Raw genomic sequence first — 19,594 nt, forward strand, 5'->3', positions numbered from 1 at the left:
GAAATCGAGGGAGCGGGAGGAGTCAGGTATCTTCTGGTTCTGGAAGCGGAGTCAGCGAAGGACGACTGTCCGGTTCCCTGACAAAATGATTCTTCCCTCAGAGTGCCAACGTACTGCGTTTGTGAGTGCTTTACATTCGGCGTCCCTGCCGACCGTCACGAGGTCTGAGGGGCTGAAGGTGTGGTCGACCTCGATCACCTGCTGGGCAATGATGGGTCCCTCATCCAGCTCCGAATTTACGTAGTGCGCCGTTGCGCCGACTGTTTTGACTCCCCGTTCGTAGGCCTGGTGATAGGGCTTGGCGCCCTTGAAGCTGGGCAGGAAGGAGTGGTGGATGTTGATGGCCTTGCCGGCGAGCCGGGCCGTAAGGTTGTCGCTGAGAACCTGCATGTAGCGGGCCAGGACGACCAGCTCAACATTGTATGTGTCTACTAGTTCGAGCAGCTCGGATTCCGCTTCTTGCTTTGTTTCCTGGCTCACGGGGATGTGGTGGAACGGGATTCCGTGCCAGGTGACAAGATCCTCATGGTCTTGGTGGTTGGATACAACCGCGACGATCTCGACTGGCAGTTCGCCGCTGCGGGCGCGGAAGAGCAGATCGTTAAGGCAGTGGCCATACTTGGAGACCATGACCAGGATTCGTTGCTTTCGGTCATGGGGCTCCAGTCGCCAATTCATTTCCCATTTTGCAGCCACCGGAGCGAAATCCTGTCGGAGTTCTTCGCGGGTTGAGACGCTGCCAGTTGAGATGAAGTGCACCCTCATGAAGAAGTGCCCTTCTTTTTGGTCGCCGAACTGTTTGATGTCGATGATGTAGCAGCTGTGGTCCAGGAGAAATTCGGCAACTGAGTGAACAATCCCGGGCGATTCGGCGCAGTCGAGTGTGAGCACATACTCCGCGGTCACCGCCTCCGAGCGATCGAGTGCCGGGCTGTTGGACTGTGCTGTCGTTTCTGTCCTCATTGTCCGTCAACCGTGACTTTGCCAAGGAGCTCCGGGGCAGCATTTTGCTCCGACCGGAGCTCGTCCTGGAACGTCGCGTAGCGGGCCAGATGGGCGGGACGGCGGCGCAGGACGGACCAGGCGATGCCGAGCACGATAAACCAGACCGGCGTGACCAGCAGTGCGGTGAGCGTGTCTGCCTGGGTGGTCAGCGTCCAGAGCACGAAAGCGAAGAACGCGAAGACCACCCACACCATCGGGATGCCGCCGGGCATCTTGAACTTGGACTCGGCATGCAGCTGCGGGCGGCGCTTGCGGAAGGCGAGGTAGCTGGCCAGGATGATCGACCAGACAAAGACGAAGCAGACCGCGGACACGGTGGTGACCATGTCAAACGCCTTGCCGATGTCCTGTCCGGCATACATCAGCACGACGCCGGAGAGCAGCAGAACACAGGACAGGAACAGGGCGTTGCGGGGAACCTTGCGGCGGGAAAGGCCACCGAAAAGGGCCGGCGCGTCACCCTCCTGGGCCAGGCCATAGACCATGCGGGACGTGGAGTAGATGCCGGAGTTGGCCGAGGACATAGCCGAGCTGAGCACCACCAGGTTGACCACCGTGGCGGCGGCGCCCAGGCCGGCCAGCGAGAACATGGCAATGAACGGGCTGTGCCCGGCGGCGAACTGGGTCCAGGGCGTGACGGACATCAGGATGATCAGGGCGCCCACGTAGAAGAGCAGCACACGCACCGGGATGGAGTTGATGGCCTTGGGCAGGTTCTTCTCCGGGTCCTTGGCCTCTGCGGCCGTGGTGCCCACCAGCTCAATGCCTACAAACGCGAAGACGGCAATCTGGAAGCCGGCCACGAAGCCCATGAACTCGTTCGGGAAGAAGCCGCCATGGCTCCACAGGTTGGTGAAGCTGGCCGGTCCGGCGTCGGACTGGAACCCGCTGAAGATCATGAACAGACCCACCACGATCAGCGCCGCAATGGCGATGATCTTGATGAGGGCGAACCAGAACTCGGTCTCACCGAAAGCCTTCACGGTGGTCAGGTTCAGCAGCAGCAGGATGGCGATGGTGGCCAGGCCCGGGATCCACAGCGGGAGCCCCGGCCAGAGTTCCGGTGAGTACCCGGCGATGGCTATGACATCCGCGATTCCGGTGATCACCCAGCAGAACCAATAAGTCCACCCTGTGAAGAAGCCGGCCCAGGGGCCCAGCAGGTCCGCGGCAAAATCGCTGAAGGATTTGTAGTGCAGGTTGCTCAGGAGCAGCTCGCCCATCGCCCGCATGACGAAGAACAGCATGAAGCCGATGATCATGTACACGAAGATGACCGAGGGCCCGGCCGCCGAGATGGTCTTGCCCGAGCCCATGAACAGGCCGGTGCCGATGGCCCCGCCGATGGCAATCAGCTGGATGTGGCGGTTGCTGAGCTGCCGCTCAAGATGGGGGGTTTCGGCAAGCGCGGAAGGGGGATGATGAATCGTCAAGAGGAACTCCATCGTTCAAGTGGCACCAGGGCCACGATGATTCGGGTTCCTCCCCGCTCTGTATTGGACCTGAGAGTTTCCGCGTCCCTGCTGTCGCAGGTGCCGCTTGCACCGTCGGTGAGCCCGTTTGCCCGGACTACTTTCCAGAGTTGCCTCGCCGCGGCGGTACATGGGCCTGAGAGATTCCTGGGGAGGATTTGCTCCTACGGCGCCTGCTGAATGTACCGGCAGGACTCTCCCGCCGCAGATCATAAGCGTTTTCACTTTTGAGTGATGCGGATCACACACTAGCGTGGAGGGCAACTCCACGCAACCAGGCAGGGACTAAATCATCCTCATGGAAGTTGCTGCCAGTGCGTGATTTTCATGGCCAGAGCCTCGCAAGGGCGGCCACTGGTCCAGTGTGGGATGGCTCACGAAGAAAAGTCAAACCTCAGTTTTGCGTCATAGTCTTGCGGCTGGATGCGTAGTGCCTCAGCTATTTCTGCTCGCGAAATGCCGGCGGTGATGGCATTGGTTTTGTCTTTGGCCAAGGCGATGAGTTTGTGTTGGATGGCGGTGATGGCGCGCGTCAGTTCGGCGGGGTTGGTGTCGTTGAAGAGCCGGGCGAACTCGCTGGCGCGCTCCGGTGTCAGGACAGCTGAGTCCATGACGCGCTGGTACGGGGTGCGTGGCCTGTCATAGATCCGGGTCTTCCTTCCGTTCCTGTTCGAACGCCAGCCGATGGCCTTCGTGGTCGCAGTGAACATGTTCAGCCGCACCCTCACGAGCGGATAGAGCTCATTGAGCAGCCTCAGCTCACCGGCAGTGTCGTAGCGGTAGTGGAAGGCGTGACGGCGGACCACATCGCCGTTCTTCTGTTCAACGTGGGCGTTGTCGTTGGATTTATAGGGCCTGGCCCGGGTGAAGAACAAGTCCCGCTCACCGGCCCATTTGATCAGGGCGTGGTTGATGAATTCACCACCGTTATCGGTATCCAGGCCCACGAGCGGGAACGGCAGCCTGGCCTCGATGCCTGTCATAGCCTCGAGGACCCACCGGTGGGCGCCGTTCTTAATCGCAATGTTCTCTGTCCAGCCGGTGAATACATCGGTGACCGTGAGGGAGCGGATGAACTCCCCGGCCAGGGTCGGGCCGCAGTGCAGCACCAGATCCGCCTCGACGAACCCCGGCGCCTGTTCGTGCTCATCCCCGGCCTTGCGGACCTGGATCGAGTTGCGCAGCAGCGGCCCGGGTTTCGTCCCGGACAGGCCCAGTATCCGCGCACCGTCCTTGGTCGGCTTCAGCATCCTGTCGATCGTTGCCCCGGAAACGGCGAGCAGCTGCGCCCGCGTCTGCTCGTTCAGACGTCTCTGGTCCAGCTCGTGAAACCTCTCCAGCTTGGGCAGCCAGATGGCCATCGTCGCGGCCAGATACTTCCCGGACGGACGCCCGGCAAGGTTCCACACCTGAACCAGCAGCTTCAGCGTGTCATACCCGTACGAACGGGACCGCGGTACGCGTTTGACCGCTTTCACCGGGCCCTTCCGCTGCAGCGCCGTCCGTAACGCCCGTCTCGTATTCGCCCTGGACCAGCCCGTCGTCGCGACCAGCTGATCCAGCATCACCCCCTTGGCCTTCTTCGACGCGCGCCCATACTCGGCCGCATGCTTCTTCGTGATCTCCCGACGCGCACCCATCGACAACTGACCCATCCGCCAAGCACACCGCAGCACTCGGGCGGTCACCGGCATTTCGCGAGCATTAATCAAATGAGGCACGCACCCCATTTCGCGAGCACTATACGTGAGTCTTGTCGGGATGTTGCCCGGCGCCGAAATTTCGTATACCGTGTGGTGCGAATCACCCACATCTGAATATGCCTTTCGAACCGTGGCGGGAGAGTCCTCCCAGCCATCAACCGGGCAGGCGCCGTAGGAGCAAATCCTCCCCAGGAATCTCTCAGGCCCATGTACCGCCGCGGCGAGGCAACTCTGGAAAGCAGCCAAGCAACGTCCTGGCTCACCGACGGTGCAAGCGGAGCCCCTGCGAAAGCACGGCTCCGCGGAATCTCTCAGGTCCAATACAGAGCGGGGAGGAACCCGGTCCGCTCCGGCGCGTTGCGTCGGCCATTCCTTGGAGTTCCTCATGACGGTTCAATCTCTTTCATCCAACTTTGCCGATCGGCATATTGGCGCCCGCCGCCAGGCCGACATCGATACCATGCTCAAGGCTGTCGGCTACGACAGCGTTGATGGCCTGGTGGACACCGCTGTTCCCGATTCCATCCGCCAGGAGAAGCCGCTCCAGCTCACGGACGCCCTTAGCGAGGTCGAGGTTCTGACCGAGCTGCGCAGGCTTGCCTCCAAGAACAAGACCGCCGTGCAGATGATCGGCCAGGGCTACTACGACACCGTGACCCCGCCGGTGATCCGCCGCAACATCCTCGAGGCCCCCGCCTGGTACACCGCCTACACCCCCTACCAGCCCGAAATCTCCCAGGGCCGCCTCGAGGCACTGCTGAACTTCCAGACCATGGTCCAGGACCTCACCGCGCTCCCGGTCGCCAACGCGTCCCTCCTCGACGAGGCCACCGCCGTCGCTGAGGCCGTGCTGCTCATGCGCCGCGCCAACAAGAACAAGACCGCTGCCGGGGCCAAGACCGTCCTCGACGCCGACTGTCTCCCGCAGACCATTGCCATCGTCAAGGGCCGCGCCGAAGCCCTCGGTTTCGAGGTGGAGGTCGCCGACCTCTCGAAGGGATTGCCCGACGGCGACATCAACGGCATCGTCCTCCAGCAGCCCGGCGTCTCCGGCCGGGTGTGGGACCAGTCCGGCGTGATCGCCGAGGCTAAAGACCGGGGCGCGCTGGTCACCGTGGCAGCGGACCTCCTGGCCCTCACCCTGATCACCCCTCCGGGCGAGCAGGGTGCGGACATCGCCGTCGGCTCCACCCAGCGCCTGGGAGTGCCGCTGTTCTTCGGCGGCCCGCACGCGGCCTACATGGCCGTGCGTGACGGCATGGAACGCACGCTCCCCGGCCGCATCGTCGGCGTCTCCAAGGACAACGCCGGCGTCCCGGCCTACCGGCTGGCGCTGCAGACCCGCGAGCAGCACATCCGCCGCGAGAAGGCCACGTCCAACATCTGCACCGCGCAGGCACTGCTGGCGATCGTGTCCTCGTTCTACGCCGTCTACCACGGCCCCGACGGCCTGAAGGCCATCGCCGAGACCGTCCACAACAACGCCCGCGCCCTCGCCGCCACGCTGAAGATCGTGGGCCGGGAACTGGTAAGCGACTCCTTTTTCGACACAGTTACGGTCCGCGTGCCCGGCAAGGCCTCCAAGGTCATCGCCGCCGAGGCCCGGGGCATCAACCTGCGCCTCATCGATGCGGACACAATTGGCGTGTCAGTCGATGAGACGACGACGCCGGAGGTCCTCTCCGCAGTGGTCGTCGCCTTTGGTGCCGGTCCGGTGGTGGAGGCCAAGGGCTTCGAGCTACCCGAAACGGTGCTGCGCACCTCCGAATTCCTGCAGCATCCTGTCTTCAACACGCACCGCTCCGAGACCCAGTTGCTGCGCTACATCCGCAAGCTCTCGGACCGGGACCTCGCGCTGGACCGCACCATGATCCCGCTGGGCTCCTGCACCATGAAGCTGAACGCCACCGCAGAAATGGAAGCGATCTCCTGGCCGGAGTTCGCCTCCATCCACCCGTTTGCGCCGGACTCCCAGACCGAGGGCTGGCGCGAACTCATCCGCGGCCTCGAGGCTGACCTCGCCGAAATTACGGGCTACGACCAGGTCTCGATCCAGCCGAACGCCGGCTCGCAGGGCGAGCTCGCCGGCCTGCTGGCGATCCGCGGCTACCATCTTTCCCGCGGGGACGCCCAGCGCAACATCTGCCTGATCCCGGCCTCCGCCCACGGCACCAACGCGGCCTCGGCCGTGCTCGCCGGCATGAAGGTGGTTGTGGTGGCCACCGCCTCCGACGGCACGATTGACCACGCGGACCTCACCGCCAAGATCGAGCTGCACAAGGACGTGCTGTCCGCGATCATGATCACCTACCCGTCCACACACGGTGTGTATGACGCCGATGTCCGGGAGGTCTGCGACGCGATCCACTCGGCCGGCGGCCAGGTTTACGTCGACGGCGCCAACCTCAACGCCCTCGTGGGCCTGGCGCAGCCGGGCAAGTTCGGCGGCGACGTCTCGCACCTGAACCTGCACAAGACCTTCTGCATCCCGCACGGCGGCGGCGGTCCCGGCGTCGGGCCCGTTGCGGCGAAGGCCCACCTGGCGCCGTTCATGCCGGGGGACGCGAACAAGGCGGCGCACGAAGCCGGCGCTATCGAACCAGGAACTGGTGCTGCAATCTCGGCCTCCCGCTACGGCTCGGCCGGCGTCCTGCCGATCTCCTGGGCTTACGTGAAGCTGATGGGCGGCCAGGGCCTGACCGAGGCCACCAAGTCGGCCCTGCTCGCGGCGAACTACATTGCCGCAAGATTGGATGAGCACTTTCCGGTTCTCTACACGGGGGAGAGCGGGCTGGTGGCCCACGAGTGCATCCTGGATTTGCGTGAACTCACCGCCAGGACAGGCGTGACCGCCGAGGACGTGGCCAAGCGCCTCATCGACTTCGGCTTCCACGCACCCACGCTGTCCTTCCCCGTGGCGGGCACCCTCATGGTGGAGCCCACCGAGTCCGAGGACCTTGCGGAGATCGACCGCTTCATCGAGGCGATGATCACCATCCGCCAGGAGATCGACCAGGTCGCCAACGGCGATTTCACGGTGGAGAACTCCCCGCTGCGCAACGCACCCCACACGGCCGCCGCCGTCGTATCTTCCGACTGGGAGCGGGCGTACCCGCGTGAGCAGGCCGCCTTCCCCGTCCACACACTCCGGCAGGACAAGTATTTCCCCCCGGTCGGGCGCATCGACGGCGCCGCCGGAGACCGGAACCTGGTCTGCTCCTGCCCACCCCTCGAAGCCTTCGAGGACAACACTGAGGCCTTCGAAGACTAAGGATTTCCCCGATGACTGAGAACTACACCGCGCTCTATGAAGAGCACAAAAAAGCCGGCGCGTCCTTCACCGATTTCGGCGGCTGGCAGATGCCCCTGAAGTACTCCTCCGAGCTGTCCGAGCACCACGCCGTCCGCGCGTCCGCCGGCCTGTTCGACCTCTCCCATATGGGCGAAGTCTGGGTCACCGGCCCGGACGCCGCAGCGTTCCTGGACTACGCACTGGCCGGCAAGCTGTCAGCTGTCGCCGTGGGCAAGGCCAAGTACTCGCTGATCTGCCAGGAAGACGGCGGCATCATCGACGACCTGATCTCCTACCGCCGTGGCGATGAAAAGTACCTGGTGGTTCCGAATGCGGGCAACGCCAAGGTTGTGGCTGCGGCACTGCTTGAACGTGCTGCCGGCTTTGATGCCGCCGTGGAGGACGTTTCCGCCGAGACATCGCTGATCGCCGTCCAGGGACCGAACGCGGAGGCCATTCTGCTGGCGCTGGTGCCGGCCGAGCAGCACTCGCTGGTCACAGATCTGAAGTACTACGCCGCCATCGAGGTAGGGATCACCGTCAAGGGCACTGTCCAGGACCTGCTGCTGGCCCGCACCGGCTACACCGGCGAGGACGGCTTCGAGATCTACGCGCCCAACAGCGACGCCGCGGATCTCTGGGAGGCACTGCTGGAAGCCGGCGCCGGCCACGGGCTGATCCCCGCCGGCCTGGCCTGCCGCGACTCCCTGCGTCTGGAAGCCGGCATGCCGCTCTACGGCAACGAACTCTCCCGCGAAGGCAACCCCTACGCGGCAGGCCTGGGCCCGGTGGTCTCGCTCGCCAAGGAGTCCGACTTCGTGGGCCGTACGGCACTGGAAGCACTCAAGGCAGCCGGCGCAGGCTCCACCACCGGCCGCAAACTCGTGGGCCTCAAGGGCCTGGGCCGCCGTGCCGGCCGCAGCCACTACCCGGTCCTCAAGGACGGCAACATCGTCGGCGAAGTGACCTCCGGGCAGCCAAGCCCCACCCTGGGGTACCCCGTCGCCATGGCCTACGTCGACGTCGAACACGCCGCACCGGGCACGGCCCTGGACATTGACCTCCGCGGCAAGGCGGAGCCGTTCGAAGTCGTGGCACTGCCGTTCTACAAGCGCGGAAAATAGCGCGGCCCCGGTGCTTGAGCCTGTCGAAACCAAATACGAACTTAAGGATTGAGAAATATGAGCAAAGTTGTTGCTGAATTGAAGTACTCCGCTGAACACGAGTGGGTTGCTGCTGACGGATCGGGCCCGGCGGGGATTGGTATTTCGGCCGTGGCTGCCGACGCGCTCGGCGACATCGTGTACGTTGACCTGCCTGAGGTCGGCGCCACGGTGACCGCGGGGGAGACCTGCGGCGAGGTGGAGTCCACCAAGTCCGTCTCGGACCTGTACGCCCCCGTCACGGGTGAGGTCACGGAGATCAACCCGGACGTCGTGTCCGATCCCGCGCTGATCAACAGCGATCCCTACGGCGCCGGCTGGCTCTTCAAAGTGGCCGTGACCGAAGAAGGCCCGCTGATGTCGGCTGAAGAGTACGCAGCCAAGAACGGCGGCGAACTGTGAGCGGCGCAACGACCGCAGGTACCGTCGCGTTTGAGCAGGTCGTTTCTGCGAGCCTGGACGCGGACCTCTCCGCCCTGGATCCGGAGATCGCCGTTCAGATTGACGCGGAGCTGACCCGCCAGCGCGACGGCCTGGAGATGATCGCCTCGGAAAACCACACCGCCGTGGCCGTCATGCAGGCGCAGGGCTCGGTGCTGACCAACAAGTACGCCGAGGGTTACCCGGGCAAGCGTTACTACGGCGGCTGCGAGCACGTGGACGTCATCGAGCAGCTCGCCATCGACCGGGTCAAGGCGCTGTTCGGCGCGGAGTACGCGAACGTGCAGCCGCACTCCGGCGCGCAGGCCAACGCCTCGGTGATGCACGCCCTGATCCGTCCGGGCGACACCATCATGGGCCTGAACCTGGCCCACGGCGGGCACCTGACGCACGGCATGAAGATCAACTTCTCCGGCCGGCTCTACAACGTCATCCCGTACCAGGTCCGTGAAGAGGACCACCGGATCGACATGGCCGAGGTGGAGGCCCTGGCACTGGAGCACAGGCCGGCCCTGATCGTGGCCGGCTGGTCCGCGTACGCCCGGCAGCTGGACTTCGCCGAGTTCCGCCGGATCGCCGACGCCGTGGGCGCCTACCTGATGGTGGACATGGCGCACTTCGCCGGCCTCGTCGCCGCGGGCCTGCACCCGTCCCCGGTCCCGCACGCGCACGTGACCACCTCCACGACGCACAAGACCCTCGCCGGTCCGCGCGGCGGCATCATCCTGAGCAACGACGCCGGCATCGCCAAGAAGATCAACTCCGCCGTGTTCCCCGGCCAGCAGGGCGGCCCGCTGGAGCACGTGATCGCCGGCAAGGCCGTGGCCTTCAAGATCGCCGCGTCGGAAGAGTTCAGGGAACGCCAGGAACGCGTGCTGGCCGGTGCCCGGATCCTCGCCGATCGCCTGGTCCGGGACGACGTCACGGCCAGAGGGATCTCGGTGATCTCCGGCGGCACGGATGTGCACCTGGTCCTGGTGGACCTGCGGAACTGCGAACTGGACGGGCAGCAGGCCGAGGACCGGCTCGCCGCGATCGACATCACCGTCAACCGCAACGCCGTGCCGTTCGATCCGCGCCCGCCGATGGTCACCTCGGGGCTGCGGATCGGCACCCCGGCGCTGGCCACCCGCGGCTTCGGCGAGGCAGCCTTCGCCGAGGTCGCGGACATCATCGCCGAGGCCCTGACCGCCGACGCCGGCGCGGACCTGTCCGGCCTGCGCTCCCGGGTGGAGGCCCTCGCCGCCGCCCACCCGCTCTACCCCTCGGCATAGCCCGTCCTGGTGGTTGAGCCTGTCGAATCATTGGGGGTTCGACGGGCTCAAACCACCGACATTTTGAAGCATGACCAAAGTTAGGAACCGACAATGGCTGTTGGAGTCTTTGACCTCTTCTCCATAGGAATAGGCCCGTCCAGTTCGCACACGGTGGGACCGATGCGGGCCGCCGCGGTGTTCGCCGAAGAGCTCAAGTCCCTTGGCAAGCTGGCGGAAGCGGCGTCGTTGCGGGTGGACCTCTACGGCTCGCTTGCCGCCACCGGGCACGGGCACGGCACCATGACCGCGATCCTGCTGGGGCTCGAAGGGTTCCACCCGGAGCTGATCCTGCCCGAGGAAGTGGAGGAGCGGCTCGCCGCCATCGCCGAGACAGGGACCCTGCAGCTCGCCGGTTCCGTCCCGTTGCCCTACGGCGTCCAGGACATGGTCCTGCGCCCGCTCACCATCCTGCCCCGGCACACCAACGGGATGACCTTCACCGTCTCCGGCGCCGACGGCGAAGTCCTCCACAAGGCGACGTTCTTCTCCGTCGGCGGCGGCTTCATCGTCCGCGAAGGCGAGGAGGACGCCGCACTCAAGGAACTCGACGAGTCCAAGAAGGAGCTTCCCCTGCCGTTCCGCACCGCCGCGGAGCTGCTGGAACACTGCCAGTCCAGGGGCCTGTCGATCGGCGAGATCATGTTCGTCAACGAGCGGGCCTCCCGGACCGAGGAGGAGATCCGCGAGGGCCTGCTGCACATCTACTCCGTGATGGAGGCCTGCGTCGAAATCAGCATCAGGCGCGAGGGCCTGCTGCCGGGCGGACTCAAGGTCCGCCGCCGCGCTCCCGACTGGCACGAGCGGCTGCTGAAGGAGGACAAGGACCGGGACCCGAAGTACTGGCAGGAGTGGGTGAACCTGATCGCCCTGGCCGTGAATGAGGAAAACGCCTCCGGCGGCCGGGTGGTCACCGCCCCCACCAACGGTGCCGCGGGCATCATCCCCGCCGTGCTCTACTACGCGCTGCACTTCGCGCCCGGCATGGACAAGGCAACCCAGGCCGACCGCGACGACGTAGTGGTCAAGTTCCTGCTCACCGCGGCCGCCGTCGGGGTGCTGTACAAGGAGCAGGCCTCGATCTCGGGCGCGGAGGTCGGCTGCCAGGGCGAGGTGGGCTCGGCGTCGTCGATGGCCGCTGCCGGCCTGGCAGAAGTCATGGGCGGCACCCCGCAGCAGGTCGAAAACGCCGCGGAAATCGCGATGGAACACAACCTCGGCCTGACCTGCGACCCGATCGGCGGGCTCGTGCAGATCCCCTGCATCGAGCGCAACGCGATTGCCGCGGCCAAGGCCATCAACGCCGCCAAGATGGCGCTGTGGGGCGACGGCTCGCACCGGGTGTCCCTCGACGAGGTCATTGTCACCATGCGCGAAACCGGCAAGGACATGAGCTCCAAGTACAAGGAAACCGCGATGGGCGGACTCGCCGTCAACGTCGTCGAATGCTAGGTCCAAGAACCAATAACAGGGAACGCCGTGGTTTCCAGGAAGTGCCATGGTGAAGACCAAACCTGGGCAGCCTGGAGCCAAGCGATTGTCTGTCGCTGACTGGATTGTCCTGGTCAGTGCGAGCCTGATCATGGGCGTGATCATCTGGGCTTGCATCGCCTACCTACCCCCAACGCTGAACAAGTAACCTGACCAACCCGCAAAACCGCAATTACCACAACTGTGGTGACCGGTTCCCTTATACAAGGAACGTCATGACTCTGGAATTTTCCGAAATTGGCTTCGCCCCGGACTTTGTTGACTACTCGGACGCCTGGCAACGGCACAAGCAGCTGCCTGCGGACGTGGTGGTCCGCAAACACGAGGATGCCCTCGTTGCAACCCGCGAAGGAGCTCTACTGTGACACTGGCACCAGAAGGCCGGAAGATGCTGCGCATTGAGCAGCGCAATGCGGCCACACCGGTGGAACGGAAGCCGGAATGGATCAAGGCCAAGGTCCAGATGGGCCCGGAGTTTGTCCAGCTCAAGAAGCTGGTGAAGAAGGAAGGCCTGCACACCGTGTGTGAGGAGGCCGGCTGCCCCAACATCTTCGAGTGCTGGGAAGACAAGGAAGCGACGTTCCTGATCGGCGGCTCCGAATGCACCCGGCGCTGCGATTTCTGCCAGATCGATACCGGCAAGCCCTCCCCCGTGGACGTGTTCGAGCCCACCAAGGTGGCCCGCTCGGTCCAGGCCATGCAGCTGCGCTACGCCACGGTCACGGGCGTGGCCCGCGACGACCTCGCCGATGAGGGCGTGTGGCTCTACGCCGAGACGGTCCGCAAGATCCACGAGCTGAACCCGGGCACCGGCGTCGAGCTGCTGATCCCGGACTTCTCCGGCAAGCCCGAACACATCGCGGCGATCTGCGATTCCAGGCCCGAGGTGTTCGCGCACAACGTCGAGACCGTGCCGCGGATCTTCAAGCGCATCCGCCCGGCGTTCCGCTACGACCGCTCCCTGGACGTCATCACGCAGGGCCGCAGGCTGGGCATGGTGACGAAGTCCAACCTGATCCTGGGCATGGGCGAGACCCGGGAGGAGATCTCCGGGGCGCTCCGGGACCTGCACGACGCCGGCTGCGACCTGATCACGATCACGCAGTACCTGCGCCCGAGCGAGCGGCACCTGCCGGTGGACCGCTGGGTCAAGCCGCAGGAGTTCGTGGACCTGCAGCAGGAAGCGGACGAGATCGGCTTCCTGGGCGTCATGAGCGGACCGCTGGTGCGTTCCTCGTACCGCGCCGGCCGGCTCTGGGCCACCGCGATGCGCAAGAAGGGCCGGGCAATCCCGGCCGGGCTCGCCCATATCGAAAGCTCAGGCAGCACCCGCCAGGAAGCCAGCTCGCTGCTGGCCGTGCTGAAGACGGATTAATACAACAGCCCTTGGTCTGCCCGGCCGAAGCTGAAGTGCTTTTCGATCCCTGAGCGGCGTCCCGCGGCCGCAACGGTGAGGGTCAGAACCCGCGTCGCCGGGTGCCACCGCGCGGGCCGGACGGCCCCTGCCAGCGCCTCCGCGATCCGGTGCGGCTCGGGATACCAGTGGCGTTCAAGTTCGCCGTCCACCAGAAAGCTCACGGTCCCCGTGGTGAGATCGACGCCGGGAATCACCCGAAACGAGTGCGGCGGGGCCGTGGGCTGGTGAAGGGTTTCCCTGGTGTGGGCGCCGGTGAAGCCGGCGGCGCTGGAATATTCCTGGTACGGCAATTGCCTGCTCCTTGTGGAGTTGCTCTTGCCCGCCCGGTTGTCTTTGGTCCGGGTGGGGCCGCTTCCTCATCCGAACCACCCGCGAACATGGGGTTGGTGCGTGGCAAGTCGGAGCTTGGCGCCACATCTCTTGAAGCTGGCATCAACTGTACCAACACGTCCCCTGGAACAGCGCGACGGCGGACTGAGCCGGGCGACGACGACTGACGAGCCAACCTATGCGATGGCCGGGGCTCGTGCTGTCACCCTGCAAAACTGGCACAGCCTTTTTGTAGGCACCCGACAAAAACGGTCCATGACGGCAGAACTAGCGTCGGTTGTGACCTATTCACGGAATTTCGAACCATGTGCAGAGGACAATCAATGACGATTCAGGCAGACCTTCAGGCAACCCGCTACGAAATTCTGGAAACCGCGCGTCGGCAGGTGCTGGAGAATGGCGTCGGGCTCACGGAGCCGCAGCTCTTGGAGATCCTGCGCCTCCCCGACCATGCCCTCCCGGCCGCTCTTCAGCTCGCCCACGAAGTCCGTCTGAAACACTGCGGCGAAGACGTGGAGGTGGAGGGCATCATCTCCATCAAGACCGGGGGTTGCCCCGAGGACTGCCACTTCTGCAGCCAGTCCGGGCTCTTCGACAGCCCGGTCCGCGGCGTGTGGCTGGACATCCCGGAACTGGTCAAGGCCGCGAAGGAAACCGCAGCCACCGGCGCCACGGAATTCTGCATCGTCGCGGCTGTCCGCGGACCGGACATCAAGCTGATGAACCAGATCAAGTTTGCGATCGACCGCATCAATGAAGCGGTGGACATCAACATTGCCTGCTCACTGGGCATGCTCACCCAGCGCCAAGTGGATCAGCTCGCCGAGTGGGGCGTGCACCGGTACAACCACAATCTCGAAACGGCCCGCAGCTACTTCCCGGAAGTGGTCACCACACACAGCTACGAGGAGCGCCTCGAAACGTGCAGCATGGTCAAGGCCGCCGGCATGGAGCTGTGCTGCGGAGCCCTGATCGGGATGGGTGAATCGCTGGAGCAACGAGCCGAACTCGCGGCCCAGCTCGCCGCGCTGGAACCGCACGAGGTCCCGCTCAACTTCCTCAATCCCCGGCCCGGGACCCCGCTGGAAAACCAGGGGATCATGGACGGAAAGGACGCATTGCGCGCGATTGCCGCCTTCCGGCTTGCCATGCCCCGGACCGTGCTCCGCTACGCCGGCGGCCGCGAACTGACGCTCGGCGACCTGGGAACACGCGAGGGGCTGCTCGGCGGAATCAACGCGGTGATCGTGGGCAACTACCTCACCACCCTCGGCCGCCCGGCCGATGCGGACCTGAATCTCCTGGTGGAGCTCAACATGCCCATCAAGGAATTCCAGAAGTCACTGTGAACTTCGTCATCGCGGAAACCTACTGCGGGCATTGCGGCGAGCAGGCGGCGCAAGGTGAGAGCCCGACGTCGGACTCTCACCGCCGTTGCGGGGAACTGTTGCGGCTGGAACCGCCGCGCTACTGCGGGCTGTGCCGGCGCCGGATGAAGGTCCAGGTCACGCCGACGGGCTGGACCGCGGAGTGTTCGCGCCACGGGGTGCTTGTTCAATGAACCTGATCCAGAGGGACCGGGCGCGTCTTTGGCACCCCTATGCGCCCGCCAGTTCCAGCCTTCCGCTGTGGGAAGTGGAAGCGGCCGACGGCATGCGGCTGCGGCTCCGGGACGAAGAGGGCACCGTCCATGTCGTACTGGATGCCATGTCGTCGTGGTGGTCTGTGATCCACGGCTACCGCCACCCTGTGTTGGACGCCGCCGCCAAGCGGCAATTGGACGATTTCAGCCATGTCATGTTCGGTGGCCTGACCCATGCCCCGGCTGTGGAACTGGCCGAGCGGCTCGTGGACATGGCACCGTCAGCTCCCGGCCGGGCGCGCTTGGAACGAGTGTTCCTGGCGGACTCGGGTTCGGTTTCCGTGGAGGTGGCGCTCAAGCTGGCGGTCCAGTTCCAGACCGCATCCGGGAGACCACGGCGGCAGCGTTTCCTGAGCCTTCGCGGCGGCTATCACGGCGACACCTTCGCGGCGATGGGAGTCTGCGATCCCGTGGACGGCATGCATGCGGCCTTCCCCGGTCTGCTGGCCCGCAACGTGTTTGCGCCCCGTCCGCCTGCCGGAACAACCGCCACTGCTGAAACCGTTCAGTTGTGGGCTTCTGAGCTCGAAAGGGTGGCCGAAACCAATGCCGGGGAGCTGGCGGCGATCATCGTGGAACCGATACTCCAGGGCGCCGGCGGCATGTTCGCCTATCCGGCCGAGTGCCTGCGGGTGCTTCGCCGGGTGGCGGACCGGCACGGGCTGCTGCTGATCTTCGACGAGATCGCCACCGGCTTCGGCCGCACCGGTGAGTTGTTTGCGGCCGACCGCGCAGGGGTCGTCCCGGACATCATGTGCGTGGGTAAAGCACTTACGGGCGGCTATCTGACGCTGGCCGCAATGCTGTGCACCGGCGAGGTAGCTGGGGCCGTTTCCGCCGGCCCGGCCGGGGCGCTGCTGCACGGGCCGACCTTCATGGCCAACCCGCTGGCATGTGCGGTGGCCAACGCCAGTCTCGGAATGATTGACGGCGGCGCCTGGCGCCAGGACATCGCCAGGATCAGTGCCGGCCTGGTTTCGGGACTCGCTTTTGCCCGGGGACTGGAGGGTGTCCGGGAAGTCCGCACTATCGGCGCCGTCGGGGTCATCGAACTGCACGACGACGTCGACGTCCCCGCGGTGACCCGGGCGGCGATCCGGCACGGGGTCTGGGTACGCCCCTTCCGGAACCTTATTTACACCATGCCGCCGTACATCAGCACGGCGGCGGATATTGAAAAGATCACCGCGGGCATGGTCGCGGCAGTGGCCGAGGTCCACGAACAGGGGACAGCCCGGAGCGGAGACGCGGCATGAGTGCCTCGATGGCGCGGTGGCTGGAGCAGCAGGCCACGGTCCGTGAGCGCCGTGGGCTGGTCCGCCGGCCGTTCGCCCGGGGCGCGGGCGACCGCTTCGTGGACCTTGCCAGCAACGACTACCTTGGCCTGTCCTCCGATCCCCGCCTGGCGGACGCCGCGGCGGCCGCCGGCTCACTCTGGGGTACCGGGGCCACCTCCTCGCGTCTGGTGGCCGGGACAACGGAACTGCACCTGGAGCTGGAGCAGGAACTTGCCCGGCTGACAGGGATGGAGGCGGCGCTGGTCTTCTCATCCGGCTATCTGGCGAATCTGGGAGTGATCACGGCGCTGGGCGGGCCGGGAACCCTGATCGTGGCGGATGAGCATTGCCATGCGTCCATGATCGACGGTTTCCGGCTGAGCCGCTCGCGGACGGAATCGTTCGGGCACAACCGGCCGGATGAAGCCCACCGGCTGCTCGCCGGGCGGACCGAACCGCGGGCGCTGATCGCCGTCGAGTCCGTGTACAGCGTGCTGGGCGACGAGGCGCCCCTGGCCCGACTGGTGGCTCTGGCCGAGGAGCACGACGCCGTGCTGCTGGTGGACGAGGCGCACAGCCTGGGCGTGGCGGGCGCCGGTGCCCATCAGGGACACGGCTCGGTGGCCGGGACGGTCCTCGCCGGCCATCCGAACGTCGTCGTTACCGCCACGCTGTCCAAAGCCCTGGGCAGCCAGGGCGGCGCGGTCCTCGGTCCGCCGCTGCTGCGCGAACACCTCATCAACCGCTCCCGCAGCTTCATTTTCGACACCGGGCTGGCTCCGGCGTCCACCGCGGCCGCCCTGGCCGCGGTGCGGATCATCCGCGAAGAACCGTGGCGTGCCGGGGCTGTCCGGAGCAATGCCGGTGCCCTCGCCCGGGGCTTGGTGTCTGTTCTGCGGGCGGGCGAATCAGCGCTTGAGCAGGCAGCCGGCGCCGTCCAGTCCATCGCGATGCCGTCCGCTGCCTCGGCCGTGGCGGCGACTGACGCCGCCCGGTCAGCGGGCGTGCGGATCGGATGCTTCCGGCCGCCGTCGGTCCCGGATGGAGCATCCCGGCTTCGACTCACGGCGCGCGCCACACTGACGACGCACGAGATTGAACACAGCTGCGCGGTGTTGCGCAGCATATTGGAGGAATTGCCATGAGCCTGCCGGACATCATCCTGGTCACCGGAACGGACACCGGCGTCGGGAAGACGGTGACGACCGCGGCCCTCGCCGCCGTCTTGCGGCGGCGCGGGCGCACTGTGGCCGTCTACAAGCCGTGCCAGTCAGGGAACGCCGACGGTGATTCGGACATCGCTGAAATCGTGCGCCTGGCGGGCGCCATGACGGCCGAAGCGGGCGTGGTGCTGCAGCAGCCGCTGGCTCCGGTGGCCGCTGCCGCAGTCGACGGCGCGGAACTCCCGCCGCTTGCGGCGCACGCGGACAGGATCCTCGAACTCGCCCAATCCCACGATCATGTTCTGGCTGAGGGCGCGGGAGGCCTGCTGGTGCACCTGGATTCCGACGGCGGCACGCTGGCCGGTCTCGGAGCCCTGCTGGCGCCTGCTGCGGCATTCCTGCTGGTGACACGGCCCGCCCTTGGCACCTTGAACCACACGACATTGACGCTCGAAGCCCTGGAACACCGCGGGCTGGCGGTGCTTGGTGTGGTGCTCGGCAGCTGGCCGGCCAGCCCGGGGACCGCCGAACATGGCAACCGGCAGGTGCTCGAATCGTTGCCGGTTCCGCTGATCGGCGCCGTCCGGGCATCGGCCTCTGAGCTGTCTCCCGCGGATTTCAGGGATCAGGCCGCCGCCTGGTTGAACGGGCTGCCCGAATGAACACGGCACCGGTGAACACCGGACTCAAAGATCTCCGGACAGAGAAATCCCCGGAGGGACAGTGCCCGTACCTGGTGCTGCGGGATCCGGAGACCGTCAGGGAGGTGCTGCACAGACCGGCCGACTTCAGCCCTGCCAACGCCCTGGTCGCGGCGACGCCGCTGTCCGGCCAGGCACTGCGCGTGCTGCAACGTGCACGCTTCGCCCTGCCTCCGGTCCTGGCCAGCAACGATACAGGCTCGCACGCGGGGATCCGCAAAGTCGTTGCGGGTTACTTCACCCCGGCCACCGTCGCCGCGATTGAGCCACGCATCCGGCAGCTGGCACGGGAATCGGCTGCGCAGGCCGTGGAACAACTCAACAGTTCCGGTCGGGTTGATCTGGTGCAGGCCGTGGCGGCGTTCCCTCCCGCGGTCATCATGCTGGAGCTGCTGGGACTTCCGGTGCGGGATCTGGTCCGGCTCAAGTGCTGGAGCATTGACTCCCTGGAGCTGTTCTGGGGCTGTCCGGACGAGGCACGGCAACTCGAGCTGGCCCACAGTGCAGCGGATTTCTACCGTTGGTTGCGGGAACTCGTCCTGGAATCGGTGGACGCCCCCGGGCGGAATCTGTTCAAATCGCTCGCCGGCCACGGCTTGTCCACGCCGGAAATCTGTTCCATGGGCTACTTCCTGCTGATCGCGGGGCAGGAAACGACCACACAGCTGATCAGTACATCACTGTTCCGGCTCGTTCAGGGATCCGGGATTGTGACCTGGGACGAGGCGGCGGCAGAGGCGGGCGCCCGGGCCGCGGTCCGGCACGTGCTTGCCACCGAATCGTCCGTGCCCACATGGCGGCGGGTCGCGGTGCAGGACACCCTCCTCGGTGGTGAGCTGGTTCCGGCCGGCGCCGAAATCCTCCTCGAACTCACCGGCAACCACGGCAGCTCCGCTGGGCGGATTCCGCGGGACTCCGGGCAGCCGTCCGGAGCTCCGGGCCAAGGGTCAAGCGCATACACCCTGGCCTTCGGCTCGGGCATTCACCGGTGCCTGGGTGCAAAACTGGCGGAGCTGGAGGCCGCCGTCGTCGTCCAGGAAACGGCGGCCGCGCTGCCCGGAATCCGGCTGCAGGACCAGACACCCGGATGGATCCGGCTGTTGTCCTTCCAGGCACCACGGACGGTGACCATCAGTCACCGGGGGAGGTAATCCCAGCCCGGCGATGACGCGGACGATGCGGAG

16 protein-coding genes and 3 riboswitches are annotated in these 19,594 nt (G+C 65.7%); of the genes, 12 read left to right on the forward strand and 4 right to left on the reverse strand.

Annotated elements, in window-relative coordinates:
• Window positions 1-51: 51 nt before the first annotated feature.
• The 3 genes from purU to ACQCSY_RS11525 all read right to left on the reverse strand — a co-directional run bounded on the left by purU (window position 52) and on the right by ACQCSY_RS11525 (window position 4,132).
• The gene (gene purU, locus ACQCSY_RS11515) at window positions 52-963 is read right to left on the reverse strand and encodes a formyltetrahydrofolate deformylase (RefSeq protein WP_427128873.1); all 912 of its coding nucleotides are present in this window, start codon (window positions 961-963) and stop codon (window positions 52-54) included.
• Complete coding sequence (gene cycA / locus ACQCSY_RS11520; RefSeq protein WP_427128875.1) at window positions 960-2,450, reverse strand: D-serine/D-alanine/glycine transporter; 1,491 nt, start codon at window positions 2,448-2,450, stop codon at window positions 960-962. The genes purU and cycA overlap by 4 nt, the downstream gene beginning before the upstream one ends.
• Before the next feature lie 141 nt (window positions 2,451-2,591).
• A riboswitch (glycine riboswitch) is annotated at window positions 2,592-2,689 on the reverse strand.
• Window positions 2,690-2,851: 162 nt separating this feature from the next.
• Complete coding sequence (locus ACQCSY_RS11525) at window positions 2,852-4,132, reverse strand: integrase catalytic domain-containing protein (RefSeq protein WP_427128877.1); 1,281 nt, start codon at window positions 4,130-4,132, stop codon at window positions 2,852-2,854.
• Window positions 4,133-4,304: 172 nt separating this feature from the next.
• Window positions 4,305-4,405: riboswitch (glycine riboswitch) on the forward strand.
• Between the two features lie 160 nt (window positions 4,406-4,565).
• Here ACQCSY_RS11525 and gcvP point away from each other — a divergent pair.
• The 7 genes from gcvP (at window position 4,566) to lipA (ending at window position 13,255) form a co-directional block, all read left to right on the forward strand.
• Window positions 4,566-7,451, forward strand: coding sequence for an aminomethyl-transferring glycine dehydrogenase (gene gcvP / locus ACQCSY_RS11530; protein WP_427128879.1), 2,886 nt, complete (start codon window positions 4,566-4,568; stop codon window positions 7,449-7,451).
• Between the two features lie 11 nt (window positions 7,452-7,462).
• Window positions 7,463-8,596 carry a glycine cleavage system aminomethyltransferase GcvT gene (gene gcvT, locus ACQCSY_RS11535; protein ID WP_427128881.1) on the forward strand — a complete coding sequence of 378 codons (1,134 nt, stop codon included), beginning with the start codon at window positions 7,463-7,465 and terminating at the stop codon, window positions 8,594-8,596.
• Window positions 8,597-8,653: 57 nt separating this feature from the next.
• Entirely contained in the window at window positions 8,654-9,037 is a 384-nt protein-coding gene (gene gcvH / locus ACQCSY_RS11540) for a glycine cleavage system protein GcvH (protein WP_427128883.1), read from the forward strand.
• Entirely contained in the window at window positions 9,034-10,350 is a 1,317-nt protein-coding gene (gene glyA, locus ACQCSY_RS11545; RefSeq protein WP_427128885.1) for a serine hydroxymethyltransferase, read from the forward strand. The genes gcvH and glyA overlap by 4 nt, the downstream gene beginning before the upstream one ends.
• Before the next feature lie 93 nt (window positions 10,351-10,443).
• Window positions 10,444-11,841: an L-serine ammonia-lyase gene (locus tag ACQCSY_RS11550; RefSeq protein WP_427128887.1), complete on the forward strand. Its 1,398-nt coding sequence runs from the start codon at window positions 10,444-10,446 to the stop codon at window positions 11,839-11,841.
• Between the two features lie 254 nt (window positions 11,842-12,095).
• Window positions 12,096-12,245 (forward strand): hypothetical protein, encoded by a 150-nt coding sequence (locus ACQCSY_RS11555; RefSeq protein WP_427128888.1) that lies wholly within the window; start codon window positions 12,096-12,098, stop codon window positions 12,243-12,245.
• Window positions 12,242-13,255 (forward strand): lipoyl synthase, encoded by a 1,014-nt coding sequence (gene lipA, locus ACQCSY_RS11560; RefSeq protein ID WP_427128890.1) that lies wholly within the window; start codon window positions 12,242-12,244, stop codon window positions 13,253-13,255. Before ACQCSY_RS11555 ends, lipA begins: the two co-directional genes overlap by 4 nt.
• On the opposite strand, the gene ACQCSY_RS11565 is transcribed toward lipA, so the two are convergent.
• Window positions 13,252-13,587: a hypothetical protein gene (locus ACQCSY_RS11565; RefSeq protein ID WP_427128892.1), complete on the reverse strand. Its 336-nt coding sequence runs from the start codon at window positions 13,585-13,587 to the stop codon at window positions 13,252-13,254. The two genes, lipA and ACQCSY_RS11565, sit on opposite strands and share 4 nt — an antisense overlap.
• Window positions 13,588-13,603: 16 nt before the next feature.
• Window positions 13,604-13,723, reverse strand: a riboswitch (SAM riboswitch).
• A 227-nt stretch (window positions 13,724-13,950) separates the two neighbouring features.
• Here ACQCSY_RS11565 and bioB point away from each other — a divergent pair.
• From bioB to ACQCSY_RS11590, 5 genes are all read left to right on the forward strand, one after another.
• Window positions 13,951-14,976, forward strand: a complete 1,026-nt coding sequence (gene bioB, locus ACQCSY_RS11570) for a biotin synthase BioB (protein ID WP_427128893.1) — start codon at window positions 13,951-13,953, stop codon at window positions 14,974-14,976.
• Window positions 14,977-15,184: 208 nt separating this feature from the next.
• Entirely contained in the window at window positions 15,185-16,525 is a 1,341-nt protein-coding gene (locus tag ACQCSY_RS11575) for an adenosylmethionine--8-amino-7-oxononanoate transaminase (RefSeq protein WP_427128895.1), read from the forward strand.
• Between the two features lie 8 nt (window positions 16,526-16,533).
• Window positions 16,534-17,691: an 8-amino-7-oxononanoate synthase gene (locus tag ACQCSY_RS11580; RefSeq protein ID WP_427135802.1), complete on the forward strand. Its 1,158-nt coding sequence runs from the start codon at window positions 16,534-16,536 to the stop codon at window positions 17,689-17,691.
• The gene (gene bioD, locus ACQCSY_RS11585; protein ID WP_427128897.1) at window positions 17,688-18,371 is read left to right on the forward strand and encodes a dethiobiotin synthase; all 684 of its coding nucleotides are present in this window, start codon (window positions 17,688-17,690) and stop codon (window positions 18,369-18,371) included. The genes ACQCSY_RS11580 and bioD overlap by 4 nt, the downstream gene beginning before the upstream one ends.
• Window positions 18,368-19,561 carry a cytochrome P450 gene (locus ACQCSY_RS11590; protein ID WP_427128899.1) on the forward strand — a complete coding sequence of 398 codons (1,194 nt, stop codon included), beginning with the start codon at window positions 18,368-18,370 and terminating at the stop codon, window positions 19,559-19,561. Before bioD ends, ACQCSY_RS11590 begins: the two co-directional genes overlap by 4 nt.
• The last annotated feature ends 33 nt before the right edge of the window (window positions 19,562-19,594 follow it).

This window comes from Pseudarthrobacter sp. S9 (genome assembly GCF_050156545.1).
Classification (GTDB): Bacteria; Actinomycetota; Actinomycetes; order Actinomycetales; family Micrococcaceae; genus Arthrobacter.